Source organism: Methylobacterium sp. J-078, assembly GCF_022829285.1.
GTDB lineage: Bacteria > Pseudomonadota > Alphaproteobacteria > Rhizobiales > Beijerinckiaceae > Methylobacterium.
In genome coordinates this window covers 61355-87344 of record NZ_JAKSYI010000118.1, presented here as the reverse complement: position 1 = coordinate 87344, position 25990 = coordinate 61355, and the positions used below count along the sequence as shown (strand labels likewise).

Here is a 25990-nt window from a genome sequence, read left to right as displayed (position 1 = left end):
CTCAGCAGGTTCCGGCGAGGTCGGTCCGGGTGAAGTCGTCGCCTTTGAAGAGCAACGGGGCGGCATGGATCTTGGCCATCGCATAGGCGAAGCAATCGCCCATGTTGAGTTGGGCCGGGTGCCCCGTTCCCTTGCCATACCGGGCGAAGGCCGCGATCGCCTGTATACCTGCCTGTGGTGGGATCGCCATCAGGCGGATACCGGCGGCGTCCAGAAAGGCAATCAGATCGGCCTGCGCGACATCGGCGGATGTTTGGCGCTTTCGGCAAAGCGCCAGCACGGCTTCATAGACCGCAATCGCAGAGGTGAACCGGTCGGAGGCGGCCTCCAGGCGATCGAGGAGGTCGTCGCTGCCGACCTCGGATGCCAGGATCGCCACCAGAGCCGACGCGTCGACAAACATCAGGCATCACCGCTGATTTCGTCGTAGAAAGCCTTGTCGGCTTCGAGGCCGGTCGGTGGATAGGAAGCGATACGCTCCTGTATCGGCCGAATCCGCTCACGCAGGCTGAGCTTTTCGGCATCGCGTCGCAATTCGTTGCCGACGGCAAGCTTGATGGCGTCGGTAAGGGCGATCCCCTTTCGCTCGGCGAGCATGCGCACAAGCCGGTCGGCTTCGGGGTCGCGGATGTGGAGTGCCATGGTCGATTCTTCGCCTCTCTCCGTGCATTCCAAGGCGCCTTGAAGTTGCATCCGGGCATGCGAGACGGCATCGGACATGTACATAACGTCATCGTCCTGTCTACATCAATCCGTCGCGCTGCCGGGGGCATGGCGAGGATGATCACACATTGACGACGGACACCGCATGATTCCCTCTCCCTCCTGGTTGCCCATGCGGCGCCGCTCGATCGCCGTGCGCCTCGCCACCTCGGCGCTGTTGGCGAGTTCGGCGATCCTCCTCATCGCGGCCTGGATCCTCACGACCCTGTACCGCGAGAACACCGAGCGGGCCTTCGACAGCCGCCTCCTCGTCTACGCCAACAACCTCGCCACCGACCTCGTCTCGCCAAACGATCCGGAGAGCCGCTCCTTCACCCTGAGCGATCCGCGCTTCGACCTGCCGCTGTCGGGCTGGTACTGGCAGATCGGCCGCCCCGATGCGAAGCCGCGCGACCTGCGCACCTCGCGCTCCCTCGTCGGCGTGCCCCTGAAGGCCGCCGGCACGCCCGACACCAAGGCGGGCATCGGCCAGATCCGCCAGGGCTATGGCCGGGCCCAGGACGAGCGCCGCCTGCGCGTCATCGAGCGCGACGTCGATCTCGGCGAGGAGGGCCGCTACACCGTGCGGGTCGCCGGCCCCGCCGACGAGATCGAGAACGACGTCGACCGCTTCCGCTTCTCGCTGATGGTCACCTTCGGCCTGCTCGGCCTGTCGCTCGCCCTGACGACGCTCTTGCAGATCCGCTTCGGCCTCGCGCCGCTGGCCAAGCTACGCACGGCGCTCGGCGCCATCCGGCGGGGCGAATCCGACCGCATCACCGGCGAGTATCCGCGCGACATCGCGCCCCTGGCCGGCGAGGTGAACCTGCTCATCGAGACCAACCGGGAGATCCTGGAGCGGGCGCGCACCCAGGTCGGCAACCTCGCCCACGCCCTGAAGACCCCGCTCTCGATCATCGTCAACGAGGTCGGCGCCGCCGACGCGCCCGGCGACCTCTCGGCCAAGATCCGCGAGCAGGCCGCGGTGATGCGCGACCAGGTGAACTACCACCTCGACCGGGCCCGGGCGGCGGCGCTCGCCGGTACGCTGGGCACCTCCACGGAGGTGGAGCCGGCGCTCGCCGGCCTGGTTCGCACCTTCGGCAAGATCTACCGCGACAAGGACATCGCCTACGAGGTCCACGTGCCGGCGGGCCTGCGCTTCCGGGGCGAGCGGCAGGATTTCGAGGAGATGATCGGCAACCTCGTCGACAACGCCTCGAAATGGGCCGGCAGCCGGGTGGCGATCCGGGCGGAGGCGGTGGGCAAGGACGATTATCCCCATCTTCTCGTGGCGATCGAGGACGACGGGCCGGGCCTCGCCCCGGAGGACCGGGCGGCGGTGCTCGGGCGCGGGCGTCGCCTCGACGAGACGAAGCCCGGCTCCGGCCTCGGCCTCTCGATCGTGGCCGACCTCGCCGCCCTCTATCGCGGGCGCTTCCGCCTGGAGGAGGCGACCCTGGGCGGCCTGCGGGCGGTGATCGAGGTGCCGGGGGACGCGCCGGCCGGCGTCGCACCGCACTGAGGCGGCCGGGTCCGGCGGGCCCGAACCGCCGGGCGTTTGATCCGCCGGGCGTATCCGTTAAGGTTGTACCGTTCTTCCCCAGCGCTCGCGCGTGACACCGTGTCGCCCGATGCCCGCATCGTGCCGACGGGAGCCCGCGTCTACATGCAAGCGGGGCAGCGTCCGGGGCGTGATGACGGCACTTTGGTTCATACTAGCGTTCATGACCGGCGCGGCGGTGTTCGCCCTGCTCTGGCCGATGTCGCGCCGGGCCGATCCGGCCGCCGCGCCCGAGGCCGGGGGCCTCGCCACCGAGACCGGGTTCTACGAGGATCAACTGCGCGAGATCGCGCGCGACGAGGCCCGCGGCCTGATCGCCGCCCCCGAGGCTGAGGCCGCCCGCACCGAGGCGGCGCGGAGGCTGATCCGGGCCAACCGGGCCGGCGTGCCCGTGAGCCCCGGCATGGCCGAGCCGGCCCTGCGCCAGCGCCGGGCCGCTTCCGCCTTCGCGCTCTCGACCATCCCCCTCGTCGCTCTCATCGCCTACGGGATCTACGGCTCGCCCCACATGCCCGCGCAGAGCGCGGCCGAGCGCCAATCCGTGCAGAGTGCCGACCAGGACCTCCTCAAGGCCATCGGCCAGATCGAGGCGCGCCTGGCCGCCGATCCCACCGACGGGCGCGGCTGGTCAGTGCTGGCCCCCGTCTACATGCGGATGGGCCGCTTCGACGACGCGGCGCATGCCTACGAGGCCGCGAGCCGCATCCTCGGCGAGACGCCGCAGCGCCTGTCCGACTGGGGCGAGGCCCTGGTGGCGGCCGGCAACGGCGCCGTTACGCCCCAGGCGAAGTCCATCTTCCAGCGCGCGATCGACCTCGACGGTCAGGTCGCCAAGCCGCAATTCTACATGGCCCGGGCGGCCGAGCTCGAGGGCGACATCCCCGATGCGATCCGGCGCCTGCAGGCGATGGTCGCGGCGGCCCCCGCCGACGCGCCCTGGCTTCCCCTGGTGACGGAGAACCTCGCGCGCTTGAAGGGCGAGGCGCCGGCCCAGGCGCAAGCCCAGGCACCGAGCCAGGGGCGTGTCCAGACGCCCGACGCGGGGCGTGCCGCCGCGCTCCAGTCCCTGCCCCCGGCCGGCCGCGAAGGCGCCATCCGGGGCATGGTCGAGGGCCTCGACCGGCGGCTTTCCGACACGGGCGGCAGCCTCGACGAGTGGCTGCGCCTCGTCCGCTCCTACGGCGTGCTCAAGGAGCGCGACAAGGCCGCCGCCGCCCTGGAGCGGGCGCGCAAGGCCCTGGCGGACGATCCGGAGGCCAAGGGCCGCCTGGACGAGATGGCCCGCGAGGTCGGGCTCGCCGGCACCCCGGCCCCGGGCGTGCCGAGCGCCGCCGACGAGGCGGGGCGCGCCGGCACCGAGGCCGCCGTGGCCGCCGTCAAGGCGATGCCGGCCGCCGAGCGCGACGCGGCGATCCGCGCCATGGTGGCGGGCCTCGACCGGCGGCTTGCGGCCAAGGGCGGCAGCGTCGACGACTGGCTGCGCCTGGTGCGCTCCTACAGCGTGCTGGGCGAGCGCGAGCGGGCCGCCCAGATCCTCGACCGGGCGCGGATGGCGCTGAGCCCGGACCCGGGGGCGATCGAGCGTCTCGACGAACTCTCGCGGGAACTCGACCTGCGCGGGCAGGCGCCGAAGCCGGCCGCACCCGCGGGTAAACCGTAGGACAGCGCCCCCGCGCGCCGGCCCGCCCCTGACAATCGGTCCCGGCCCCGGCCCTTGACCCGGCCGGGCGCACGGCCGACACCGGAAGTAGCAGGATCCGATCCTGCATCATATCGCCAGGGCGCAACGACGCCCCCCACGCCACCGAGACGGAAGCGCCACCCGTGACCCGCAAGAGCCGCCGACTCGTCCTGATCGCTGCCTGCGGCGCCGTGCTGGCCCTGGCCCTCGGCCTGATCCTGTCGGCGATGAGCGGATCGATCGTGTTCTTCCGCTCGCCCACCGAGGTCGCGGCCCAGACCGTGGCGCAGGGCACGCGCTTCCGCCTCGGCGGCCTCGTCAAGGACGGCTCCCTCCAGCGTGGGCCGGACCAGACCGTCGACTTCTCGGTGACCGACACCAACGCCACCGTGCAGGTACAATATCGCGGCCTGCTGCCCGACCTGTTCCGCGAGGGCCAGGGCGTGGTGGCCGAGGGCACGCTCGGGCCGGGCGGGGTGTTCCGCGCCGACACGGTGCTGGCCAAGCACGACGAATCCTACATGCCCCGCGAGGTCGCCGACGCCCTGAAGGCGCAGGGCCGCTGGCAGGAGGGCAAGGGCATGACGGACGCCAAGGTCCCCGACAGCAAGCCTTCGGACATCAAGGCTTCCGAAAACGGAACTTCGGTGACCGACAAGACGCTCGGCCAGCGCAGCGAGCGATGATGCGCGGCGCAGACCGGTCTCTCTCGAACCGGCCCCTCTCAAACCGGCCCCTCTTAAACCGGAAGGACATCCCGCCTTGCTGATCGAGGTCGGCCATTTCGCGCTGGCGCTCGCGCTGGCCCTCTCCCTGGTCCAGGCGGTGATGCCGGTCTGGGCGGCGCGCTCGGGCGACCAGGCCCTGAGGTCCGTGGCGACGCCCGCCGCGCTCGGCGCCTTCGCCTGCATCCTGTTCTCGTTCGGGGCGCTCACCTACGCGCACGCCACGTCGGACTTCTCGGTCCTCAACGTGGTCGAGAACTCGCACACCGCCAAGCCCTTCCTCTACAAGCTGTCCGGCGTCTGGGGGAACCACGAGGGCTCGATGCTGCTCTGGGTCCTCATCCTGGCCCTGTTCGGGGCGCTGGTGGCGGTGGCGCGCGAATCCGTGCCCCCGACCCTGCGGGCCAACACCCTGGCGGTGCAGGGGCTGATCACCTTCGTATTCGTGCTGTTCATCATCACGACCTCGAACCCATTCACGCGGGTGAACCCGGCGCCGGTCGAGGGCAACGACCTCAACCCGCTCCTGCAGGATTTCGGCCTCGCGGTGCACCCGCCCCTCCTCTACGTCGGTTACGTCGGCTTCTCGATCACCTTCGCGTTCGCCATCGCGGCCCTGATCGACGGGCGCATCGACGCGGTCTGGGCGCGGGCCGTGCGGCCCTGGACCCTGATCGCCTGGAGCTTCCTGACGCTCGGCATCGCGATGGGCTCGTACTGGGCGTATTACGAGCTCGGCTGGGGCGGCTGGTGGTTCTGGGACCCGGTCGAGAACGCCTCGCTGATGCCCTGGCTCGCCGGCACCGCCCTCCTCCACTCCACCGTGGTGATGGAGAAGCGCGACGCCCTGAAGGTCTGGACGGTGCTGCTGGCCATCCTCACCTTCTCGCTCTCGCTGCTCGGCACCTTCATCGTGCGCTCGGGCGTGCTGACCTCGGTCCACACCTTCGCCACGGACCCGACCCGCGGCGTGTTCATCCTCGCCATCCTGATCCTGTTCATCGGCGGCTCGTTCACGCTGTTCGCCTGGCGGGCGCCGATGCTGCGTCAGGGCGGCATCTTCGCGCCGATCTCCCGCGAGGGCGCCCTCGTCATGAACAACCTGTTCCTGGCCGCCGCCTGCGCCACGGTGTTCGTCGGCACGCTCTATCCGCTGCTGCTGGAGATGCTCACCGCCGAGAAGATCTCGGTGGGCCCTCCCTTCTTCAACTACACCTTCATCCCCCTCGCGATCCCGCTCCTCCTCATCGTGCCGTTCGGCCAGACCCTGGCCTGGAAGCGCGGCGACGTGCATGCGGCGACCCAGCGCCTGTTCGCGGCGCTCGCCATCGCCCTCGTGGTCGGCCTCGCCGTGCTGGCCCTGACCTGGGGCGGCCCGATGATGGCCCCCGTGGGCATCGGCCTCGGGGCCTACCTCGTGGTCGGCTCTGCCCTCGAGATCATCTCGCGGGCGCGGGGCTACGGCGCCAGCCGCACCCGGGGTGCCGCCGCGATCTGGCGTCGCGCCGCCGGCCTGCCGCGCTCCGCCTGGGGCACGGCGCTGGCGCATGCGGGCGTCGGAGTCGTTGTGCTCGGCATCGCCGCGCAGGGCTGGGCGACGGAGGGGCTGAAGACCGTGAAACCCGGCGAATCCCTGGCCTCCGGCCCCTACGTGGCCACCCTCGACCGGGTCGGCCCCCGGCAGGGCGAGAACTACACCGAGACCACCGCTTTCCTCACCATCCGCAATGCCGGCGGCGACTTCGTCGGCACCGTGGAGACCGGCAAGCGCTTCTATCCGAGCCGCAAGATGACGGTGACGGAGTCCGGCCTGCTCACCATCGGGGCGAGCCAGGTCTATGCCAGCCTGGGCGAAGTGCTCCCCGAGGGCGGCATCGGCCTGCGGCTCTACTACAAGCCCCTGGTGCTGCTGATCTGGCTCGGCGCGGTGGTCATGGCGCTCGGCGGCGCGGTCTCCCTCACCGACCGGCGCATGCGCGTCGGCGCGCCAGCGCGGGCGAAGTCGAAGCCGCTTCCGCCCGGCATGGCGCCCGCCGAATGAGCCGGCCTCCCCTGCCCCGCGCCGCGGCGGCTTTGGCCCTCCTCCTCGCCCTGGCGGGCGGGGCCGGCGCGGTCCAGCCGGACGAGGTCCTGAAGGACCCCGCCCTGGAGGCGCGCGCCCGGGACATCTCCTCCGGCCTGCGCTGCCTCGTCTGCCAGAACCAGTCCATCGACGATTCCGATGCGCCCCTGGCCCGGGACCTGCGGCTCATCGTGCGCGAGCGCCTCAAGGCCGGCGACGACGACGCGCAGGTGCAATCCTACGTCGTCGGGCGCTACGGCGAATACGTGCTGCTGCGGCCCGTCTTCGCCCTGCACACCCTGCTCCTGTGGCTGACCCCGGGGCTGGTGGTGGCCCTCGGACTGTTCGGGCTCTGGCGCCTTGCGCGCCGCCGGCCGGAGCCGGTGCCGCAGGGCCTCAGCCCCGAGGAGCAGGCGGAGATTGCCGCCCTGACCCGGCGCGACTGACGGCGCGTTCCCGCTTCGGTGAACGATCGCGCGCCGGGGCACGCCTCGCTTTCGCCCCAGTACCGGGAGAGATCTGGCCCGGACGCCCGACCCCGGTCCGGTGCCGGCCTTAACGATGTCTTTACCCTGAGTCGCGAGCGTCCCGTGCCATGCCGATCGCGTCGCCGCACCGCCTCCTGAGCCTCCTCGCGCCGACGCTGGCTGCAGCGCTGGTCGCGTCCCCCGCCCGCGCGCATCCCCATGTCTGGGTGACGACGAAGGCCGAGATCGCCTATGGCGAGGGCGGGCGGGTCACCGGCATCCGGCACGCCTGGACCTTCGATGCCTCCTATTCCGCCTTCGTGACCCAGGGCCTCGACAAGAACGGCGACGGTCGGCTGACGCCCGACGAACTCGCGGGGCTGGCGGCCGAGAACACCGGCAACCTCGCCGAGTTCGGCTACTTCACCAAGCTGAAGGTCGCGGGCAAGGAGCAGGCCTTCGCGGACCCCGCCGAGCCGCGCATGACGATGGACGGCGACAAGCTGACCTTGAGCTTCCTGCTGCCCCTCAAGGCGCCGGTGGCCCAGGGGCGCGGCGTCACCGCCGTCGAGGTCTACGACCCCACCTTCTTCGTCTCCTTCGCGCTGGCGGAGGGCGCGGACGCCGCGCGCCTCACCGGCGCCCCGAGCGGCTGCGCCGCCACGCTGACCCGCCCGAAGGGCGATCCCGGCGCCGAGGGCAGGGGCGCGGACGGGAAGACGGCGGACGCCAAGCCCGGCATGTCGGAGGCCTTCTTCGAGGCCCTGACCTCGGCCTCGAATTACGGCCTGCAGTTCGCCAACCGGATCCTCGTCGCGTGTCCGTAGGCGCCGCCTTCGGAACCGCCCCGGCCGATCCGCGCCGGCACCTCGTCCGGCAGGCGCTCCTCGCGCTGATCGCCGTGGCCGTCGCGGCTCTGGTCCTGTCCGGCCTCGTCTGGCTGATCAGTCCCGGCATCGCCGCGCCGCCGCCGCGCTCGCCCTTCGGCATCGGCTTTCGCGAGGCTGCCCCCCAGGCCACCGGCCTCGGCGGCTGGATCCTCGCCCTGCAATCGAGTTTCTCGCGCAGCCTCCAGGCGTCCGTCCGCGCCCTCAAGGAGGGCGGCGCCTGGGGGCCGATGATGCTGCTGGGCTTCGCTTACGGCGTCTTCCACGCCGCCGGGCCGGGCCACGGCAAGGCGGTCATCGCCGGCTACATCGTTGCCGGGGAACGCGCCCTGCTGCGCGGCTTCTCCTTGAGCTTCGCCGCCGCCCTGCTCCAGGCCCTGGTCGCCATCGCCCTCGTCGGGGTCGGGACCCTGCTGCTCGGGGCCACCGCCGCGGGCATGACCCGGGCCGGCACGGTGATCGAGACGGCGAGCTTCGCCCTCGTGGCGCTCCTCGGGCTCGCCCTCACCTGGCGCAAGGCCGGACGGCTCGCGGGCCAGGACGCGGCGGCCTGCGCCCCCGGCTGCGGCCATGTCCATCTCACCGACGCGGCGGCCCTGAGCCGCCTCGCGACCTGGCGCGAGCGGGCCGGGATCGTGCTGGCGGCGGGCACGCGCCCCTGCGCGGGGGCCGTGCTGATCCTCGTCTTCTCCGCCTCGCAGGGCCTGCTGGCCGCCGGCATCGCGGCGACCTTCGCCATGGCGCTCGGCACCGCCCTCACCACGGGGGCGCTCGCGAGCCTCGCGGTCTTCGCCAAGGTCCTGGCCCTGCGCCTCGCGGGCGGACGCGGACGGACCGGGGCGCGGGTGGTCGGTGCCCTCGAACTCCTCGCGGGCGCCTTCGTGCTGGTGCTCGGCCTCGCCATGCTGGCGGGTCTGGCGGCCGACCTCGGCGGCTGACGCAGCGCCTCTTCTCCAACCGCCTCGCCAAGCCGGCCCGTCCGTGCCAGTCTGCTTCGGCAGCAGGAGAGAATGGGCATGGCGGCAGGCTTCGAGCCGATCCTGAACTGGCGGCTCCTGGCCGGCTCGCACGATTTTCCCGGCCCGGACGGCGGCACCTGCATCAACGAAGCCGCCATCGTCGCCGCCGGCCTGCCCTACCGGGCGATCCGCGCCTCGGCCGATTGTCCGCCCTGCTTCTCGCGGCCCCTGGCTGCCTATGCCCTCGGGCTGAACGACGCCATGCCGGATGCCGAGCGCCCCCGGCTGATGGCCTTCGTGCTGCGCCTGGCCGGCTCGGCCGCCGATCCGGCCGTCGAGGCCGAGCGCGTGACCTTCCTCGCCCGGGCGAGCGTTCGCCGCATCCTCCCACCCCTCCTCGACCATGCGGGCCTGCCCGCCCTCGCCGCCCGCTGCGACGGCGCGGCGGACGCGGCGGCCGCAGGGGACGCGGCCCGGGCCGCAGCCTGGGAGGGCGGCGCGCGCGCGGAGGCCGCCGGGCGACAGGGGTCCTGGGTGGCGGGCGCCCGGGCGGCGGCGGTGGCGCGGGCCGCCTCGGCAGCGGTTAAGGCCTTCGCGGATGCGCGCTGCGCCGCCGAGGTGGCCGAAGGGGCCGCCCCGTTCGTGCCCGGGACCTGGGCCATGGCCGCCGCGATCCTGGACGAGGCCCTCGATCTCGGGGGCGGAACAGGCGCGATCGACGTCGCCCTGGCGCGGGAGCGGTTCGAGACCGCGCGGACCGGGGCGCCCTGAGCGCTCAGGCCTCGGCGGGCAGCGCGGCGGGGTCGAACGCCACCGTCTGACAATTGTCGAGCCAGGTTCCGGTCAGGTGAAAGAAGAACGTGCCGTGGCCGACCACCGCGATGCTGCGCTCGGGCCGCGCCAGCAGCCAATCGCGAAAACCCCGCACGCGGTCATCGAAGAGATGGCGCGGCTCGATATGCACGCCGCTCGCATCGGGCTCGCCCTCCGCGTGCCACCAGATCTCCGGCAGGTGATCGACGGCGACGTCGGGAAACTCGGCCGCCAGGATCGAGGCCGCCCGGCCGACGTCGCAGCTGCTCTCCTGGCATTCCCGGTGCAGCACCTCGACGAGGATGCGCGGCCGGCTCGGATGGTCGCCGAAGATGCCCTTCGTGGTCTGGATCGCCCGGGTCAGGGGCGAGGTCACCACGAGGTCGAAGGGGATGTCGTGCAGGGCGGCCCGCGCCGCCTGGACCTGGGCGAGACCCCGTTCGGTGAGCCGGGCATCCACGTGGCCGGGATCGCGGCCGGTCAGGCGATGAGCGGCGTTGAAGGTCGATTCGCCGTGGCGGACACAGACGATGCGAGAAGGAGCCATACCGATCCGGTCTTGATGGGAGAAGTCTGATGGGAAGGGGTCGTGCGGGCGCGCGCACCCCGTCCGATAACCCGGGAGGACGGCCATCGTTGCTCTGTCATCCGGCGGCGCCGATGGGCGCGACAACGAAAAAGGCCCGGTTTCCCGGGCCTCATGCGCATCCAGTCTCGTGATGGGGCCGTTCAGGCCTTGCGGGCCACCGGACCGCGCCGGCGCAGGCGCACGATGACCTCGACGCCGGCGATCTCCATGCCCTCGGGGGCTTCGGGGAGCGAATCGACGGTGATGCCGCAATCGGGCATGTCCAGCACCTGCCCCTCGTCCTCGAGGAAGAAGTGGTGATGCTCGCTGGGATTGGTGTCGAAATACGCCTTCGAGCCGTCCAGGGCGAGCTGGCGGAGCAGGCCGGCCTCGGTGAACTGGTGCAGCGTGTTGTAGACGGTCGCCAGCGAGACCGGCACCTTGGCCCGCATCGCCTCGTCGTAGAGCATTTCCGCCGTGAGGTGGCGGTCGCCGCGCCCGAACAGCAGCCAGCCCAGGGACAGGCGCTGACGCGTCGGACGCAGGCCCGCGCGGCGCAGACGATCGCGCAGATCCGACAACGGGCAACCGCGGCGGCCGGCGGCCGCATCGCCGGCGGGGACGGAGGCCCGCGCGTTCAGCACGGCCTGCAGGGGCAGAAGGTTCGACATTGGGCTGATGAACATCCCACGCAAAGAAACAGGACTTGAAGACCTAGGTATACGGAACCGGCACCGCCACCGCAACCCGAACGGCATGCACCCAGGGCAGGCGCAATGCGGGCCGGGCGGCGCGGGAGGTCCGGCCCCGCCGGCGATCCCGTCTCGGGGCACCCCTGCCGTGAGGCGTCCGTGCTTTGAGGCGTCGGTGCTTTGAGGCGTCCTGGCCCTGTGTTAACGAGGCGCCGAATTCGCGCCGTGTCGTCGGTGGGAGCGGCCCGGGCCGGTCCCGGCCGGGACACGGCCACATCTGCCGGAGCGAGGCCCGCCCCGGCATCACACATCGAGGACCGATCCGCGCATCATGGCTTCCGATCCGAACGCCCCGTCGACCACCGTGCCCCAGCGGGCCTCGCAGTATTCCTACGAGGAACTGCTCGCCTGCGGACGTGGCGAGCTGTTCGGCGCCGGAAACGCGCAGCTGCCGCTGCCGCCGATGCTGATGTTCGACCGCATCGTCTCCATCGGCAGCGAGGGCGGCGCCCACGGCAAGGGCCACGTGCGCGCCGAGTTCGACATCCGGCCGGACCTCTGGTTCTTCGGCTGCCACTTCAAGAACGACCCGGTGATGCCGGGCTGCCTCGGCCTCGATGCCCTCTGGCAGCTCGTGGGCTTCCATCTCGGCTGGCTCGGGGCTCCGGGACGGGGCCGGGCGCTCGGCGTCGGCGAGGTCAAGTTCTCGGATCAGGTCCTGCCCACGGTGAAGCAGGTCGTCTACGGCATCGACATCAAGCGCGTGCGCCTGGGCAAGCTGGTGCTGGGCATCGCCGACGGCTGGCTTGAGGCCGACGGCACCCGCATCTACGAGGCCAAGGACCTGCGCGTCGCGCTGTTCCAGGCGCAGACCGAGGCCGCGGGCGGCTGAGACCCCGCGCGGTTGAGATCGGGGCATCCCGGTCCTACCTGACACAACACGAAGATGCGGTCGCCGAACGCGCGCCGCGACCTACAAGCCCCGGCGGCGGAGAGCATCGTGTCCATGCGGCGTGTCGTGATCACCGGGATGGGCATTGTCTCATCCATCGGCAACAACACCGAGGAAGTCCTCGCCTCGCTCCGCGAGGCCAAGTCCGGCATCGGGCATTCGGCGTCCTATGCGGAGCACGGCTTCCGCAGCCAGGTCGAGGGCCGCCCCACCCTCGATCCGGAGGGCATCGTCGACCGGCGCGCCATGCGCTTCCACGGCGGCGGCACCGCCTGGAACCACGTCGCCATGGATCAGGCCATCAAGGCCGCCGGCCTGGAGGCGAGCGACGTCTCCAACGACCGCACCGGTATCATCATGGGCTCGGGCGGCCCCTCCACGAAGGTCATCGTCGAGTCCGCCGCCATCGCGGTCGAGAAGGGCCCGAAGCGCGTCGGCCCGTTCGCGGTGCCGAAGGCGATGTCCTCCACCGCTTCCGCGACGCTGGCGACCTGGTTCAAGATCAAGGGCGTGAACTATTCGATCTCGTCCGCCTGCGCGACCTCGAACCACTGCATCGGCAACGCCGCCGAGGTGATCCAGGGCGGACGCCAGGACATCATCTTCGCGGGCGGTTGCGAGGACCTCGACTGGACCCTCTCGGTGCTGTTCGACGCCATGGGCGCCATGTCCTCGAAGTACAACGACACCCCGGCGCGGGCCTCGCGGGCCTACGACGTCAACCGCGACGGCTTCGTCATCGCGGGCGGCGCCGGCGTGCTGGTGCTGGAGGAATACGAGCACGCCAAGGCGCGCGGCGCGACGATCTACGGCGAGATCGCCGGCTACGGCGCCACCTCGGACGGGTACGACATGGTCGCGCCCTCCGGCGAGGGCGCGGTGCGCTGCATGCGCCAGGCGATCGATGGCCTGAAGGGCGCGCCGATCGACTACATCAACCCGCACGCCACCGCCACGCCGGTGGGGGATGCCAAGGAAATCGAGGCGATCCGCGAGGTCTTCGGACGCGGCGACGCCTGCCCGCCGATCGCCGCCACCAAGTCGCTCACCGGCCACTCCCTCGGGGCGACGGGCGTGCAGGAGGCGATCTACGCGCTCCTCATGATGAACAACGATTTCATCTGCGAGAGCGCGCATATCGACGAGATCGACCCGGCCTTCGCCGACATGCCGATCCTGCGCCAGCGCCGCGATGGGGCCAAGCTCGGCCACGTCCTCTCGAATTCCTTCGGCTTCGGCGGCACCAATGCGACCCTCGTCCTGAAGAACGTCGACGCCTAAGCTTAGGCGTAAATCCGGCAGAACCTTGAGCCGGAGAACTCAAGGAACTTGGAACACCGACCTGCGTTTCTTCGCGGCAGGACGGGATTGAAAGTTACGGCTATGCTTTGGTTCACCCTCGGGACGTTCGGCGGCTTCGCCATTGCCGGAACGGCCGCCGTGTTCGTCAAGCAGGCCATCATCGACCGCGCGAATTGCGACACGGACGGGTATTTCTAGCCCTCGGACCGCCTTCGCTTTCCAGAGTTCAGGCCCCGTGCCGGCGCCGACGCCGGGACGGGGCCTCTTCGTTTCGGGGGTGGGAATGGTCCAGATCGGACCAGATCGGTGCCTCCCGATTGGACAGGCCCACGACCCCCGCGTAAGCCTCGTCCCACACCGAGACGGGCCGCCAGGGCCCGGGTTCTGCGTCCAGGGATGAAGCATGACGGGTTTGATGGCGGGTAAGCGCGGCCTCATCATGGGGGTCGCCAACGATCACTCGATCGCCTGGGGCATCGCCAAGGTCCTGCACCGGCACGGGGCGGACCTCGCCTTCACCTACCAGGGCGATGCCCTCGGCCGCCGCGTGACGCCGCTCGCCGCCTCCGTCGGATCGGACATCGTGCTGCCCTGCGACGTCGAGGATATCGCCAGCGTCGACGCGCTGTTCACCGCCCTCGACGCGCGCTTTCCCGAAGGCCTCGACTTCGTCGTCCACGCCATCGGCTTCTCCGACAAGGGCCAGCTCAAGGGCCGCTACGTCGACGTCACCACCCGCGAGAATTTTTCGCGCACGATGACGATCTCGTGCTTCTCCTTCACGGAGATCGCCCAGCGCGCGGCCAAGCGAATGCCGCGCGGCGGCTCCCTCCTCACGCTCACCTATGGCGGCTCCACCCGGATCATGCCGAACTACAACGTCATGGGGGTCGCCAAGGCGGCGCTGGAAGCATCCGTACGCTACCTTGCGGGGGATCTCGGCCCCGACGGCATCCGGGTCAACGCCCTCTCGGCCGGCCCGATGCGGACCCTGGCGGGTGCGGGCATCGCGGATGCCCGCCTGATGTTCAACCACCAGAAGGCCCACGCCCCCTTGCGCCGGACGGTGACGCAGGAGGAGGTCGGCGGCTCGGCCATGTACCTGCTCTCGGACCTCTCGGGCGGCGTGACCGGCGAGATCCACTTCGTCGATTCCGGCTACAACATCATCTCGATGCCCCGCCCCGATGTGCTCCAGGCGCAGGACGAGGCCGGCGTCATCGGCGACGCGGTCTAGGATTTCGCCTTAGCGAACAGGTCCGGCCGGCGCACCCGCAGGACGAGGGTCAGGGTCTTCATGTCGGTGAGTTCGCCGCGATCGGCGAGATCCGCCAGATCGACCAGCGGCATCTCGACGACCTTGATGTTCTCGTGCTCGCCCGTCGCGCCGCCACAGCCGCCGACCCGGTCGGAGGCCCGATAGGCGGCCAGGAACAGGTGGATGCGCTCGGTGGAGATGCCGCTCGCCAGCGACCACGGCCGGCGTCCCCGGCGGCCCGCCATCGGCGATCTCCGCCATGGTGGTGCGGCCGACGATCCGACCCTCCGCCGCGACGCCCCCGGCGGGGGGCGTCCACCGATCGACGCGGAGCGGTCCGTCAACGGAACTCGTCATGTGGCAGATGAGGCGGGGGCGCTCGGACCGGCGCACCCCGGACGACGTCACGCCGCGTCCGGCATGCGGTCGAGGAGCTTGTCGAGGGTGATGGGATAATCCCGCACCCGCACCCCGGTGGCGTTGTAGATGGCGTTGGCCACCGCCGCGCCGACGCCGCAGATGCCGAGTTCGCCCACGCCCTTGGCCTTCATGGGCGAGGATTGCGGATCGGCCTCGTCGAGGAAGATCACCTCCTGGTGCGGGATGTCGGCATGCACCGGCACCTCGTAGCCGGCCAGATCGTGGTTGACGAAGAAGCCGCGCCGCGTGTCGACGGCAAGCTCCTCCATCAGCGCAGCCCCGACGCCCATGGTCATGCCGCCGATGACCTGACTGCGCGCCGATTTCGGGTTGAGGATGCGCCCGGCCGCGCAGACCGCCAGCATGCGCCGCACCCGGACCTCGGCGGTGTCGACGTCGACGCCCACCTCCACGAAGTGGCCCGCGAAGGTCGATTGCTGCTGCTTCTTGGCGAGATCGCCGTACTCGATGGAATCCTCGCCCACGAGGTCGCCGTCGCTCGCCGCCTTGCCCAGGGTCTCGGTCCGGTTGCCGGAACGGACATTGCCATCCTCGAACGCCGCGTCGCCCGAGTTGAAGCCGAGCCGCTGGGCCACCGCCTCCCGCAACTTCACGCAGGCCGCGTAGACGCCGGCGGTGGCGTTGTTCGCGCCGAACTGGCCGCCCGATCCGGCCGAGACCGGGAAGTCCGAGTCGCCGAGGCGCACCACCACCTTGTCGAGGCTGACGCCCATCATCTCCGCCGCCGTCTGGGCGATGATGGTGTAGCTGCCGGTGCCGATGTCGGTCATGTCCGTCTCGACCGTGACGAGGCCGTCGCGGCCGAGCCTGACGCGGGCGCCCGACTTCATCAGGAGGTTGTTGCGGAAGCCCGCCGCCATGCCGATGCCCACGAGCCACTGGCCATCCCGGACCTGACCGGGCCTGGCGTTGCGCTTGTCCCAGCCGAACTTCTCCGCGCCGAGCTTGAGGCAACCGACGAGGTTCCGGTGCGAGAATGGTCGCTGCGGATGGCCGGGATCGGTCTGGGTGTCGTTGCGGATGCGGAACGCGACCGGGTCCATGCCCAGCTTCTCCGCCATCTCGTCCATGGCGATCTCGAGCGCCATGAGGCCGGGTCCTTCGCCCGGCGCCCGCATCGAGTTGCCCTCGGGCAGGTCGAGATGCGCGAGCTTCATCGCGGTGAGGCGGTTGGCGCCCGCGTAGAGCAGCTTGGTCTGGTCCACCGCCGTCTCGGGCTTGCCGCCGGGCAAGTTGCCCGAGGTGCTCTCGTGCGCGATGGCGGTGATCGTCCCGTCCGGCGTCGCGCCGATGCGGATGCGCTGGATGGTGGCCGGCCGGTGCGTGGTGTTGTTGGCGACCAGCGGCCGGGTCAGCGCGACCTTGACGGGGCGACCGGCGGCCTTGGCGGCCAGGGCCGCCACCACGGCGTCGGAGCGCACGAACAGCTTACCCCCGAAGCCGCCGCCGATATAGGGCGAGTCGATGCGGATCGATTCGGCCGGGATGTCGAGGATCTTGGCGATGCTGCCCTTGGTCCAGGCGATCATCTGGTTGGAGGTCCAGAGCGTGAGCTTGTCGCCCTTCCAGGCGGCGATGGTCGCGTGCGGCTCCATCATCGCGTGGCTCTCGTCCGGCGTCGTGTAGGTCTCGTCGAACCTGACGGAGGCTGCCGCGAACGCGCCTTCGAAATCGCCCACGCGGTCCTCGCCGCCGCCGCCGCTGCCCTCGCCGCTGTCGCCGGGAACCGGCTTGGCGGCCCCCGCCACGGCGGCGAGGTCGAACTGCCCCGCCTCGCGGGCGTAGTCGACCTTGATCAGGAAAGCGGCGGCGCGGGCCTGCTCGAAGGTCTCGGCCACCACCACGGCAATGGCCTGATGGTAGTGCTGGATCTCGGCGCCACCGAACAGGTTCGCGGCGTTCATCTTGCCGAGGCCCAGCTTGGGCATGTCGAGGGTGGTGACGATGGCGACGACGCCGGGGGACCGCTTGGCGGCACCGGTGTCGATGGCGCGTATCCGGCCCTTACTGATCCCGGCCCCGAGAACGTAGCCGTAGGCCTGGTTCGCCGCCACGTCGTGGCGCTCGTAGGCGTAGGCCGCCGTGCCGGTGGTCTTGAACTTGCCGTCGATGCGGTCGGTGGCCTTGCCCACCACCTTCATCTGGTCGATCGGGTTCTGACCCGCGGGCTGATCGAACTTCATGTCTCTAAGCCCTCGCTTCGGTGAGCGCCGCGCCGAGCGTGCGCTCGGCGAGCTTCAGCTTGTAGGCGTTGTCGTGGGTGGGTTTGGCGCCGGCGAAGACCTGCGCGGTCACCGCCTTGGCGCCCCGGGCCATCTCGCCCTCGGCGGCTTCCACCCGCCAGGGCTTGTGCGCCACGCCGCCGAAGGCCGCCCGGCCACTGCCGTCCGGCTGCACCACCGCGGCCACCGAGACCAGCGCGTAGGCGTAGGAGGCCCGGTCACGGACCTTGCGGTAGATGTGGGCGCCGCCGAGGGGCTTGGGCAACGTCACCGCCGTGATGAGCTCGCCGGGCGCGAGCGTGGTGTCCACCTCCGGACGCTCGCCTGGCAGGCGATGGAAGTCGGAGATCGGGATCTTGCGTTCCGTGCCCCGGCCGTCGACGGTCTCGACGGTGGCGTCGAGCACCCGCATGGCCACTGCCATGTCGCCCGGATGGGTCGCGATGCAGGCCTCGCTCGCGCCGATCACCGCGAGCTGGCGCGAGACGCCGTCCAGCGCCGAACAGCCCGACCCGGGCTGGCGCTTGTTGCAGGCCTGCGCCGTGTCGTAGAAATACGGGCAGCGGGTGCGCTGCAGCAGGTTGCCGGCGGTGGTCGCCTTGTTGCGCAACTGGCCCGAAGCGCCGGCGAGCAGGGCGCGGCTGAGCACGGCGTAGTCCTTCCGGACCCGGGCATCGGCGGCCAGATCCGTGTTGCGCACGAGGGCGCCGACGCGCAGGCCGCCCTCCGGCGTGGCCTCGATCCGGTCCAGCCCGAGGCCGTTGACATCCACGAGGTGGGTGGGTGTCTCGATCTGCAGCTTCATGAGGTCGAGGAGGTTGGTGCCGCCGGCGATGAACTTGGCGTTCGGGTTGGCGGAAACGGCGGCGGCGGCTTCCGCCGGCGAACTTGGGCGCTCGTAGGTGAAGGACTTCATGCGGGCCTCCGGGCCTTGTTCTGGTCTGCGACCTCGGTCATCGCCTCGACGATGTTGGAATAGGCGCCGCAGCGGCAGATGTTGCCGCTCATGCGCTCGCGGATCTCGGCATCCGTGACCTGCATCGGGGCGTTGAGATCGGCCGTGACGTGGCTCGGGATGCCGGCCTTGATCTCGGCCAGCACCGCGACGCCCGAGCAGATCTGGCCCGGCGTGCAGTAGCCGCACTGGTAGCCGTCATGCTTGATGAAGGCGGCCTGCATCGGATGCAGGTTCTCGGGCTGGCCCAGGCCCTCGATCGTGGTGATCTGCGCGCCCTGGTGCATGACCGCCAGCGTCAGGCAGGCGTTGATGCGCCGGCCGTCGACGATCATCGTGCAGGCCCCGCACTGGCCGTGATCGCAGCCCTTCTTCGAGCCGGTCAGGTGGAGGTGCTCGCGCGCCGCGTCCAGCAGGCTGGTGCGGGTGTCGAGTTCGAGCTCCCGCTTCTCGCCGTTCACCGTGAAGGCGACCTTCGTCAGCACCGGCGCATCGTTGCCGGCCGGTGCGGCCCCCACCGCTCCCGGGAGAGCGGCGGCGACCGCGCTGGCTCCCACACTCACCATAACGCCTCTCCTGTTCAATGCGAGCCCGTTGCGACCGTCCATGTCGTCCTCCGAACCGTGCGGCGGTTGCGTCAGCGCCGGTCGGCACCGCGACCGGACGGAAACGCGCAGCGCGCAATTAAGTTTTGCTCGATTCTAAAGTTAGGGTTCGGAGACCCACTGAATAGGGCCTCGAAGGCGCTGAGGCTTATGAAACGAGGTTATGAATGGCGCGGGAGGGGAGCTTCACCCGCGCGGCTGAGTGCCCGGGCGTGACGCAATCGGCCCTGAGCCATGCCATGAACGGCCTGGAGGCGCGCCTCGGGCGGCACCTGCTCAACCGCTCCACGCGCAGCGTCGCGCCGACGGAGGCCGGCGAGAGGCATCTGCGAATCGTCGCGCCCCAGTTCGAGCCGATCGGGGTGGAGTTGAGGGCGCTCACGGAGATGCGGCACCGGCCCGCCGGACGGATTCGCATCGCGGCCCCGGAGCACGCGGCCGAGACCGTCCTCTGGCCGGTCCTGCGGGACCTGCGGGGCCTGCTGCCGGCCTACCCGGAGATCACCGTCGAGATCGAGACTTCGCAGGCGCGCACGTAACGATCGTGGCCGAGCGCTTCGATGCAGGCGTGCGCTTCGGCGGCATGGTGGTCAAGGACATGACGGCCGTCCGCATCGGTCCCGACATGCGGATGGCGATGGTGGACGCGTTGCGCTGGCCGCCCGCCCGCTGATCGCCGATCCCCTGCTTTGCAGGGGGCGCCCCGGGCGGGCGGACCCGGACCGCGAGTCCGGGCCGGTTCCTCAGGGGATCATCTCGGCCGCAACGGCCGCCCGATCGCGGACCGGCGGGTCGTCCCGGTCACGCGAGACGTCATGCACCACCGTGAGACCGTCCACCTCCAGGTCCTCGTCGTCGGCGGGATGCGCCGACGCGGCGGCGACGGACGGTATGGCCCCGTTCGGGACCACGTCGTTCGCGGCCGCCATCGCGCCGGGCTGCCCGTAATAGGCCTCCAGCGAGGGCACGACGGTCGGCACGGGGCGCATCGGCGGGAGGGCCGCGACCTGGTCCCGGGCCGCCATCAGCGCGTCGAGGATGAGACGGCTGTCGCGGGTGAAGGGGATCACCACGCCGCCGCCCACGGTCTTGATCCGGTCGGCGGGCGCGCCGATGTCGAAGGCGACGACCGGGTAGCCGGCCTCCCAGACCTCGGACAGGACGTAGGAGTAGGTCTCCGGCCAGATGCTCGACAGGAACACGAAGTCCGGATCGACCTCGTCCAGCTTCGCCTTCAGTTCCGAATGCTTGTAGGAGCCGGTCACCGCGGCGTTCTTGTAGCGCTTGAGGCGCTCGTCGTCGGCCGTGAAGCCAACGACGGTCAGGTAGAACGGCATGCGGTCGCGCGCCGCCCGCTCCACGAGCCGGACGAGGACGTCGAAGCCCTTGACGCGCCCGATCGCGCCCACGACCGCGATCCTGAGGCCGCCCTTGGGGCTGCCCTTGTGGCCCCCCTTCCGCGAGACCACCGACGTCATGCCGTGCAGCCGCGGCTCCGGGTGAGGGGCGACGACGATATCGGGCAGGTTCAGGCGCTCGCGATAGCGGCGCGCCGTGTCCTCGGACGGCGTCAGGATCGTGGTGGCGCGCTGGAGGATCCGGGTGTTGAAGGCGAGCCAGGATTCGAGATCGTTCTCGATCAGCGCATCGTGATCGGCGAAGTTGTGCTCGACGCCGCCCGAGACGCAGAGCTGGCAGACGGCGGGCGTCGGCTCGCCGCAATAGCTGTTGCGCTCGTCCGTGAGGTGGACGCGCGGACAGTACCACTGGAAGTCGTGCAGCATCACCGTGAAGGGGCGCTTGCCGGAGAGGAGCGTCTCCAGGAACGCGCTTCGGAAGGTCAGGCGCGAGTTCACGTGGATCTGGACCGCGACGCCGGCCGCCTCGATGGCCTCGAGGGTCCGTTCGACGCTCTCGGGCCTCAGGGTCAGGGTGACGTCGGCCCGGTGGAAGCTCAGCAGCAGCCGCGGATCGTCGCCCCGATCCTCCACGGGGGAGAGCACGGCGCTCTCGTGGTCCTCTGACCGACTCAGGCCCTGGATATCGTCCACGTAGCGCTTCGTGCCGCCGCCGAGCCCGTGCATCAGGTGCAGGGTCAGCGCGTTGAACCGCCCCTTGAGGAGGCTGAGCAGGACATCCGTGCGAATGGCCTCCAGGGGGTCCGCGCGGACGAAGGCGCGCACTTCGGCGAGGTATTCCGGGTAGAGTGCCTCCAGGCGGGCGTGGTTGGTCGCCAGGATCGTCACCCGCTCGGCGACGCCGAACGAGACCGAGCCCTCGTGGATCACGAAGGCGTCCGGGGCCGCGAGGTGGATCCAGCCGAGATCGCGCGCGGAGAGGCACCAATCGACCTCCTCGCAGTAGCCCTTGCCCCAATCGGGTGAGAACGCGCCGACCTCGTCGAGGGCGTGGCGATTGAGGTGCATGCAGAAGCCGACACCCGTCGGGATCTCCACGGGCTCGGCGCCGTGTCCGGCGAAGGCCCGGTCGATCTCCGCGACGTCGAGGCCGAGGGCGGGCAGGCTCGGCACGACGACGTTCGGGAAGCTCAGGATCGTCGCGTTGTTCGACAGCGGGGTCACCGAGGCGATGCCCGGCCGGGCATGGCAGTGCCGGGCGAGCCGCGCGACGAGCCCGGGCGGCAGGATCGTGTCGGCGTTGACGAGGAGGACGTCCTCTCCGGGTTCGAGCAGCGAGAAGCCGCGGTTGACCGTCCCGATGAAGCCGAGATTCTTCGGGTTCTCGAGGATCGTCAGGCCCGGATGGTTCTCGGCGGCGACGCCCGCGAGATAGCGGCCGATCTCCGGGTCGGGCGACCCGTCGTTGATGACGATCGCCCGCGCCGTCCCGGCCTTCAGCTCCGGGATCAGGGATGCCAGGCAGAGTTTGAGGTCGGACAGGCCCTTGTAGACGGGGACGATGGCGCAGACCGGCGGAGGCGTTTGCGGAGACCGCGCCGCCGGTGCCGGGACCGGCGGCGCGGTCACGTCGGCCGTGGCGGTCCGTGTTTCGGTGGCGATCACCGGCTGGAAGGTGATGGGCCCATGGCCGCGGGCGCGCTCGACCTCGACGAGGCGCGTGCGGATGCTGCGGCGCGCCATCACGCTAGCCGCGGGGGACTCGGATTCCAGGAGCCGCGCCCGCGCTTCACGCCGCTGCGCCTGGACATGAACGAGCAGGTCGTTGCTGAAACGTCCGAGGAGAAGCCCCCCTCCCTCCGGGCCGGCGAAGAGTTCGCTGCCGGGCTGGATATCCTGGTGGGAAAAGACGAACCCGGCGACATCCCGCCCGAACGCCGCTTTGACGTCGGCCCGGACATGCGTCTTGAGTTCCGACCGCGTCACGCCGCCCCGGACGATGCGCAGGGTCGTCGGCGCATCGGCCGTCGTGGGGTCGAAGTACCAGCCCCGGAAATTGTCCGGCGCCAGGGTGTCGATGTTGTAGCGCGGCTGGCTGCTCCAGGTGCCGAAGTCGAGCGTCGTCTTGCCTGCCCGGATGCCGAGGCGATGTGGCTTGCCATCGAGCGCGTGCGGCGGCAGCGGCAGCGAGAAGCCGTTCCAGCCCGCCTGTCCGGACACCATGAACTGGAACTCGCTGCGGTAGCGATCGAGGGTGACGGGTTCACCCGCCTCGCCGTCGACAATCAGCCGGACGCTCGGATTCGTGGTCGGGAAGAGCGGTGCGAGCCATCCTTCGAGGCGATAGTCCCAGACGCCGTCGAAGCAGCCGGAATACTGATCGGTTCCCGCCTCGAAACGCTCCGTGTAGGTCTGTCCGTGAACCTTGACGCTGACGGTGCAGGTGCCAGGGTGCCGGGCGAGGCTCTCGGGCAGAGGGGCGTAGACGAGCTCCAACCCGTTGATCCGGTTCGCGGGCTCGACCGGCAGGTCCTGCGCCTCCGCTCCGGCGAAACGGACCTGAACCTGAACCTCTTCCCGGTGCGTGCCGGTCGCCAGCGCAAGGAGAACGCCGCCCTCGTGAAGCGTGATCCAGTGGATCGCCACGTTGCCGTCACGCATCGTGACGGCAGCATTCGGCTTCCGGCGCAGACTCTTCCAAGCTTTCGAGAAGAATCGTCCGTCGAAAGTCGGCAGCTTCAAGAGACGCACATCATCCTCACTTCAGGTTTTATAGTGCCAAACCCGGCTCACTAGATCATCCCGGATCGTGAACGTCGGGGCCGCATAACGTTTTTCGAGACCCAAAGCCAGCCGCGTGAGTAGTATTTTTAAATTACAGAACCGGCAAACATCGATTGGTAATACATGAAGGACGGGCAGTATAAAATTACTTATATATTAGATTAAAATTTCAGAAAGATCACGATGATCAATCGCTTACCTCCTGCAACTTTCCTGCCGAAGACGTCGTGAGCAAATTTTCTCACGCCGACACGCAAGCCAAGCATTCAATCGTGGCAAATTTCCGATGCCAAGCTTGATCCTATCGAGGGTTGTGACAAGGGACCCATAACCACTTCCGCAAGCTTCCGTTTCGACGACGCCCGCGGCGGCAAGGAACGCATCGTCCCGGATCGCGATCGCGAGCGCCTTGCCCCGGGTTCGTGCCAGTCCGATTCGTCCCCCTCGGCGGGTTCGGCGACGCACCTGTCCTCCGGGATGATGCAATTCACGCATACCGCGTCATCGCGAAGTCCTCCGCGGCGATGGCGGGCGGATGTCCGGAGATGAGGTCCGCGAGCATGCGTCCCGAGCCGCAGGCCATGGTCCAGCCGAGGGTGCCGTGGCCGGTGTTGGTGTAGAGATTCGGATAGGGGGTCGCTCCGACGATGGGCGTGCCGTCCGGCGTCATCGGGCGCAAACCCGTCCAGAAGCGGGCCTTCCTGAGATCGCCGCCCCCGGGGAAGAGATCCCCGACGGAGCGTTCGAGCGCCGCGCGGCGCGGTCCGCGCAGCACCTGACTGAAGCCGGCGAGTTCGGCGGTCCCCCCGGCCCGGATGCGGTCTCCGAGGCGGGTGATGCCGACCTTGAAGGTCTCGTCCATCACCGTCGAGACCGGGGCCGCCTCGGGATCGTCGATCGGCAGCGTCAGCGAGTAGCCCTTCACCGGATAGACCGGCAGCCGCAGGCCGAGCGGGCGTAGCAGGGCCGGCGTGTAGCTGCCCAAAGCGGCGACGTAGGCATCCGCGCCGACGACTTCCCCGCCCTCCGTGACGACCCCGGCGACGCGCCCGTGTTCGTGGCGCAGGCTCGCCACCGAGACGCCGTAGCGGAAGGTGACGCCGAGGCCTTCGCACAGGGCCGCGAGGCTTTGCGTGAACATGTGGGCGTCGCCGGTCTCGTCGCCGGGCAGGCGCAGGCCTCCGGCGATGCGGTCGCGGACCCGGGCCAGGGCGGGCTCGGCTTCAATGCAGCCGGCGGGGTCGAGCACCGCGTAGGCGACCCCGTAGGCGTCGAGGATCGCGGTGTCGGTGCCGACCTGGTCGAGCTGTTTGCGCGTCCGGAAGAGCTGCAGGGTGCCCTTCTCGCGGTGATCGTAGGCGATCCCGGTCTCGGCGCGCAGGGCGCCCAGGACGTCGCGGCTGTACTCGGCGAGGCGGACCATGCGGCCCTTGTTCCGCCGGTAGGCCTCGTGCGTGCAGTTGGCGAGCATGTGGGCGAGCCAGCCATAGAAGCGCGGCTCGAATTGCGGCAGCAGCACCAGGGGGCGATGGCGCATCAGCAGCCACTTCATCGCCTTGATGGGGATGCCGGGTGCCGCCCAGGGGGCCGAGTAGCCGGGCGAGACCTGGCCCGCATTGGCAAAGCTGGTCTCCATCCCGGCGGCCGGCTGACGGTCGAGCACGGTGACCTGATGGCCGCCCCTGGCGAGGTAGTAGGCCGTGGTGACGCCGACGACGCCGCTGCCGAGAACCAGCACGTGCATGCGAGAATCCTTCCGTCGGGCCGCCGAGGGAGCACGAATCCCCAGGCTTGTAGCAGGGCCGGGCGCCAAGCTCTGCCGCACTGCACAAACCGGGCCGCATGGCCGGGCTGCGTCCGGCGCAAGCCGACCCAGGGGCTTCAGGGCCGGACGGCCGGCGTCTCGACGGGAAGGGGCGCCGCACGGTCCATCAGGTAGCGCTCCAGGGCGACGAATTCCGACGCACCGTACCCGAACGGGTCGGCCCGCATCCCCGTCATGCAGTTGCGCAGGCGCCGCTGCACCGAGCCCACGCCCTGCCATTCCAGGCGATAGAGCGGGTAGCCGGTGGGGTGGCCCTGCGGGATCAGGGCGGCGCCGAGGCGGCGCCCGGGATGATCGTCGTGGCAGGCGGCGCAGGACAGGCCGAGCTGCCCCATGCGCTGCGTGAACAGCGCCCGGCCGGCCGCCCGGGCGGGGCCGAGGCGCGAATCGTCCGGCACCGTGATCGGCAGGCCAGCGGACTGGGCGGCCACGTAGGCGGTGAGCCCGAGGAGTTCACGGCTCTCGTAGGGGTAGGGCTCGGCGCCCTGGTGACGCCTCCGGCAGGCGTTGACCCGACCCTGGAGGTCGATCGGGGCCGCGCTCTCGGCGTCCCAGGCCGGGTAGCGGGTGGCGACGCCCCGCATCGCGGTGCCGGCCTCGCCGTGGCAGCCGGCGCAAGCGGGTCGGTCCGGGGCCGGCGCCTTCGTCCAGAGATCGGCGCCGTCCTCGAGCCAGAGCAGGCCCGGATTCGACATCCCGTCGCGCTGCATGGCCTGGATGTCCGGGCTCATGGTGTCGAAGCCCGAGCGCCGCTCGGCCGGCGGGATCTCAGCCGCCCGCGCCGGCCCCGCCGCGCAATCCGCGGCCGTCAGAGCCGCGAGCACGAGAAGCGCGGACCGGCTCACGTCACCGTCAGGGTGGCGGTCTCGGTCTGCGTGAAACCGTTGTCGCCGCGCCAGGTGAAGGTGAGCGGGCCCGTCCGCGTCGCCCGCAGGGTGAAGGTCAGGTAGGGGTTGGCGGCGGTCGCCGGAAACAGCTCGGCCCGGAACACCGTCTCGCCGTCGTAGAGGCAGGTGAACGCCGTGATGATGTCGCGCGGGCGGATGCGCCCGTCGGCGCCGGGCCGGAAGCCGGTCTCCATCGGGTGCGAGATCAGGGTCTTGATCGTGACGATCTCGCCGGCCCCGGCGGTCTTCGGGACGTTGATCAGGGTGCGGGCCATGGCGGC

At 70.4% G+C, this 25990-nt stretch carries 21 protein-coding genes and 3 pseudogenes; 12 read left to right on the top strand and 12 right to left on the bottom strand.

Features of this window, described 5'->3' with window-relative positions; translation table 11 throughout:
- Position 1: 1 nt before the first annotated feature.
- Both MKK58_RS19850 and MKK58_RS19845 read right to left on the bottom strand, forming a co-directional pair.
- Complete coding sequence (locus MKK58_RS19850) at positions 2–403, bottom strand: type II toxin-antitoxin system VapC family toxin (RefSeq protein WP_243914097.1); 402 nt, start codon at positions 401–403, stop codon at positions 2–4.
- Positions 403–720: a type II toxin-antitoxin system VapB family antitoxin gene (locus tag MKK58_RS19845; protein ID WP_243914096.1), complete on the bottom strand. Its 318-nt coding sequence runs from the start codon at positions 718–720 to the stop codon at positions 403–405. The genes MKK58_RS19850 and MKK58_RS19845 overlap by 1 nt, the downstream gene beginning before the upstream one ends.
- Positions 721–808: 88 nt before the next feature.
- Between MKK58_RS19845 and MKK58_RS19840 the strand changes: the two genes are divergently transcribed.
- The 8 genes and pseudogenes from MKK58_RS19840 (at position 809) to MKK58_RS19805 (ending at position 9818) form a co-directional block, all read left to right on the top strand.
- Positions 809–2227: a sensor histidine kinase gene (locus MKK58_RS19840; protein WP_243914094.1), complete on the top strand. Its 1419-nt coding sequence runs from the start codon at positions 809–811 to the stop codon at positions 2225–2227.
- A 172-nt stretch (positions 2228–2399) separates the two neighbouring features.
- Positions 2400–3926 carry a c-type cytochrome biogenesis protein CcmI gene (ccmI, locus tag MKK58_RS19835; RefSeq protein ID WP_243914087.1) on the top strand — a complete coding sequence of 509 codons (1527 nt, stop codon included), beginning with the start codon at positions 2400–2402 and terminating at the stop codon, positions 3924–3926.
- Positions 3927–4090: 164 nt separating this feature from the next.
- Positions 4091–4526, top strand: a pseudogene (gene ccmE, locus MKK58_RS19830) (cytochrome c maturation protein CcmE); the annotation flags it as partial.
- Between the two features lie 183 nt (positions 4527–4709).
- Positions 4710–6713 carry a heme lyase CcmF/NrfE family subunit gene (locus tag MKK58_RS19825; protein ID WP_243914078.1) on the top strand — a complete coding sequence of 668 codons (2004 nt, stop codon included), beginning with the start codon at positions 4710–4712 and terminating at the stop codon, positions 6711–6713.
- Positions 6710–7180: a cytochrome c-type biogenesis protein gene (locus tag MKK58_RS19820; protein WP_243914076.1), complete on the top strand. Its 471-nt coding sequence runs from the start codon at positions 6710–6712 to the stop codon at positions 7178–7180. The genes MKK58_RS19825 and MKK58_RS19820 overlap by 4 nt, the downstream gene beginning before the upstream one ends.
- A 149-nt stretch (positions 7181–7329) precedes the next feature.
- The gene (locus MKK58_RS19815; protein WP_243914074.1) at positions 7330–8028 is read left to right on the top strand and encodes a DUF1007 family protein; all 699 of its coding nucleotides are present in this window, start codon (positions 7330–7332) and stop codon (positions 8026–8028) included.
- The gene (locus tag MKK58_RS19810) at positions 8019–9026 is read left to right on the top strand and encodes a nickel/cobalt transporter (RefSeq protein ID WP_243914072.1); all 1008 of its coding nucleotides are present in this window, start codon (positions 8019–8021) and stop codon (positions 9024–9026) included. The genes MKK58_RS19815 and MKK58_RS19810 overlap by 10 nt, the downstream gene beginning before the upstream one ends.
- A 78-nt stretch (positions 9027–9104) precedes the next feature.
- Complete coding sequence (locus MKK58_RS19805; protein ID WP_243914070.1) at positions 9105–9818, top strand: hypothetical protein; 714 nt, start codon at positions 9105–9107, stop codon at positions 9816–9818.
- 4 nt (positions 9819–9822) lie between these two features.
- Here the strand turns inward: MKK58_RS19805 and MKK58_RS19800 are convergent, their stop codons facing one another.
- Entirely contained in the window at positions 9823–10407 is a 585-nt protein-coding gene (locus MKK58_RS19800; protein ID WP_243914067.1) for a histidine phosphatase family protein, read from the bottom strand.
- Positions 10408–10589: 182 nt separating this feature from the next.
- The gene (gene irr, locus MKK58_RS19795) at positions 10590–11099 is read right to left on the bottom strand and encodes a Fur family transcriptional regulator Irr (RefSeq protein ID WP_238280982.1); all 510 of its coding nucleotides are present in this window, start codon (positions 11097–11099) and stop codon (positions 10590–10592) included.
- 352 nt (positions 11100–11451) lie between these two features.
- Here irr and fabA point away from each other — a divergent pair, with 352 nt between their 5' ends.
- The 3 genes from fabA to fabI all read left to right on the top strand — a co-directional run bounded on the left by fabA (position 11452) and on the right by fabI (position 14611).
- Positions 11452–12012, top strand: coding sequence for a 3-hydroxyacyl-[acyl-carrier-protein] dehydratase FabA (gene fabA / locus MKK58_RS19790; protein ID WP_243914066.1), 561 nt, complete (start codon positions 11452–11454; stop codon positions 12010–12012).
- 114 nt (positions 12013–12126) lie between these two features.
- Positions 12127–13353 carry a beta-ketoacyl-ACP synthase I gene (gene fabB, locus MKK58_RS19785; RefSeq protein WP_243914259.1) on the top strand — a complete coding sequence of 409 codons (1227 nt, stop codon included), beginning with the start codon at positions 12127–12129 and terminating at the stop codon, positions 13351–13353.
- Between the two features lie 424 nt (positions 13354–13777).
- Complete coding sequence (gene fabI / locus MKK58_RS19780) at positions 13778–14611, top strand: enoyl-ACP reductase FabI (protein ID WP_243914065.1); 834 nt, start codon at positions 13778–13780, stop codon at positions 14609–14611.
- Here fabI and MKK58_RS19775 read toward each other — a convergent pair.
- The 4 genes and pseudogenes from MKK58_RS19775 to paoA all read right to left on the bottom strand — a co-directional run.
- Positions 14608–14850: pseudogene (locus tag MKK58_RS19775) on the bottom strand (NUDIX hydrolase); the annotation flags it as partial. The gene fabI and the pseudogene MKK58_RS19775 overlap by 4 nt on opposite strands.
- A gap of 186 nt (positions 14851–15036) precedes the next feature.
- Complete coding sequence (gene paoC, locus MKK58_RS19770) at positions 15037–17256, bottom strand: aldehyde oxidoreductase molybdenum-binding subunit PaoC (protein WP_243914064.1); 2220 nt, start codon at positions 17254–17256, stop codon at positions 15037–15039.
- A gap of 4 nt (positions 17257–17260) precedes the next feature.
- Entirely contained in the window at positions 17261–18211 is a 951-nt protein-coding gene (locus MKK58_RS19765) for an FAD binding domain-containing protein (protein WP_243914062.1), read from the bottom strand.
- A complete protein-coding gene (gene paoA / locus MKK58_RS19760) occupies positions 18208–18816 on the bottom strand; it encodes an aldehyde dehydrogenase iron-sulfur subunit PaoA (RefSeq protein WP_243914060.1) in 609 nt (202 codons plus the stop codon). The genes MKK58_RS19765 and paoA overlap by 4 nt, the downstream gene beginning before the upstream one ends.
- Before the next feature lie 206 nt (positions 18817–19022).
- On the opposite strand from paoA, the pseudogene MKK58_RS19755 reads away from it, so the two are divergent.
- A pseudogene (locus MKK58_RS19755) lies at positions 19023–19504 on the top strand (LysR family transcriptional regulator); the annotation flags it as partial.
- Positions 19505–19598: 94 nt separating this feature from the next.
- On the opposite strand, the gene MKK58_RS19750 reads toward MKK58_RS19755, so the two are convergent.
- The 4 genes from MKK58_RS19750 to soxZ all read right to left on the bottom strand — a co-directional run bounded on the left by MKK58_RS19750 (position 19599) and on the right by soxZ (position 25984).
- A complete protein-coding gene (locus tag MKK58_RS19750) occupies positions 19599–22874 on the bottom strand; it encodes a glycosyltransferase (RefSeq protein ID WP_243914057.1) in 3276 nt (1091 codons plus the stop codon).
- 610 nt (positions 22875–23484) lie between these two features.
- Positions 23485–24741, bottom strand: coding sequence for a D-amino acid dehydrogenase (locus MKK58_RS19745; protein ID WP_243914055.1), 1257 nt, complete (start codon positions 24739–24741; stop codon positions 23485–23487).
- A 137-nt stretch (positions 24742–24878) separates the two neighbouring features.
- Complete coding sequence (gene soxA / locus MKK58_RS19740) at positions 24879–25667, bottom strand: sulfur oxidation c-type cytochrome SoxA (protein WP_243914053.1); 789 nt, start codon at positions 25665–25667, stop codon at positions 24879–24881.
- Positions 25664–25984, bottom strand: coding sequence for a thiosulfate oxidation carrier complex protein SoxZ (gene soxZ, locus MKK58_RS19735; RefSeq protein WP_243914051.1), 321 nt, complete (start codon positions 25982–25984; stop codon positions 25664–25666). The genes soxA and soxZ overlap by 4 nt, the downstream gene beginning before the upstream one ends.
- Positions 25985–25990: the final 6 nt, after the last annotated feature.

Excerpts from the sequence above, each read along its gene's own strand:
- MKK58_RS19800 (WP_243914067.1), bottom strand. The coding sequence starts at position 10,407 with ATGGCTCCTTCTCGCATCGTCTGTGTCCGCCACGGCGAATCGACCTTC.
- MKK58_RS19840 (WP_243914094.1), top strand. The coding sequence starts at position 809 with ATGATTCCCTCTCCCTCCTGGTTGCCCATGCGGCGCCGCTCGATCGCC.
- paoC (WP_243914064.1), bottom strand. The coding sequence starts at position 17,256 with ATGAAGTTCGATCAGCCCGCGGGTCAGAACCCGATCGACCAGATGAAG.
- MKK58_RS19820 (WP_243914076.1), top strand. The coding sequence starts at position 6,710 with ATGAGCCGGCCTCCCCTGCCCCGCGCCGCGGCGGCTTTGGCCCTCCTC.
- MKK58_RS19845 (WP_243914096.1), bottom strand. The coding sequence starts at position 720 with ATGTCCGATGCCGTCTCGCATGCCCGGATGCAACTTCAAGGCGCCTTG.
- MKK58_RS19850 (WP_243914097.1), bottom strand. The coding sequence starts at position 403 with ATGTTTGTCGACGCGTCGGCTCTGGTGGCGATCCTGGCATCCGAGGTC.
- fabA (WP_243914066.1), top strand. The coding sequence starts at position 11,452 with ATGGCTTCCGATCCGAACGCCCCGTCGACCACCGTGCCCCAGCGGGCC.
- fabI (WP_243914065.1), top strand. The coding sequence starts at position 13,778 with ATGACGGGTTTGATGGCGGGTAAGCGCGGCCTCATCATGGGGGTCGCC.
- MKK58_RS19805 (WP_243914070.1), top strand. The coding sequence starts at position 9,105 with ATGGCGGCAGGCTTCGAGCCGATCCTGAACTGGCGGCTCCTGGCCGGC.
- fabB (WP_243914259.1), top strand. The coding sequence starts at position 12,127 with ATGCGGCGTGTCGTGATCACCGGGATGGGCATTGTCTCATCCATCGGC.
- MKK58_RS19745 (WP_243914055.1), bottom strand. The coding sequence starts at position 24,741 with ATGCACGTGCTGGTTCTCGGCAGCGGCGTCGTCGGCGTCACCACGGCC.
- ccmI (WP_243914087.1), top strand. The coding sequence starts at position 2,400 with ATGACGGCACTTTGGTTCATACTAGCGTTCATGACCGGCGCGGCGGTG.
- MKK58_RS19750 (WP_243914057.1), bottom strand. The coding sequence starts at position 22,874 with ATGCGTGACGGCAACGTGGCGATCCACTGGATCACGCTTCACGAGGGC.
- paoA (WP_243914060.1), bottom strand. The coding sequence starts at position 18,816 with ATGGTGAGTGTGGGAGCCAGCGCGGTCGCCGCCGCTCTCCCGGGAGCG.
- irr (WP_238280982.1), bottom strand. The coding sequence starts at position 11,099 with ATGTCGAACCTTCTGCCCCTGCAGGCCGTGCTGAACGCGCGGGCCTCC.
- soxZ (WP_243914051.1), bottom strand. The coding sequence starts at position 25,984 with ATGGCCCGCACCCTGATCAACGTCCCGAAGACCGCCGGGGCCGGCGAG.
- MKK58_RS19815 (WP_243914074.1), top strand. The coding sequence starts at position 7,330 with ATGCCGATCGCGTCGCCGCACCGCCTCCTGAGCCTCCTCGCGCCGACG.
- MKK58_RS19765 (WP_243914062.1), bottom strand. The coding sequence starts at position 18,211 with ATGAAGTCCTTCACCTACGAGCGCCCAAGTTCGCCGGCGGAAGCCGCC.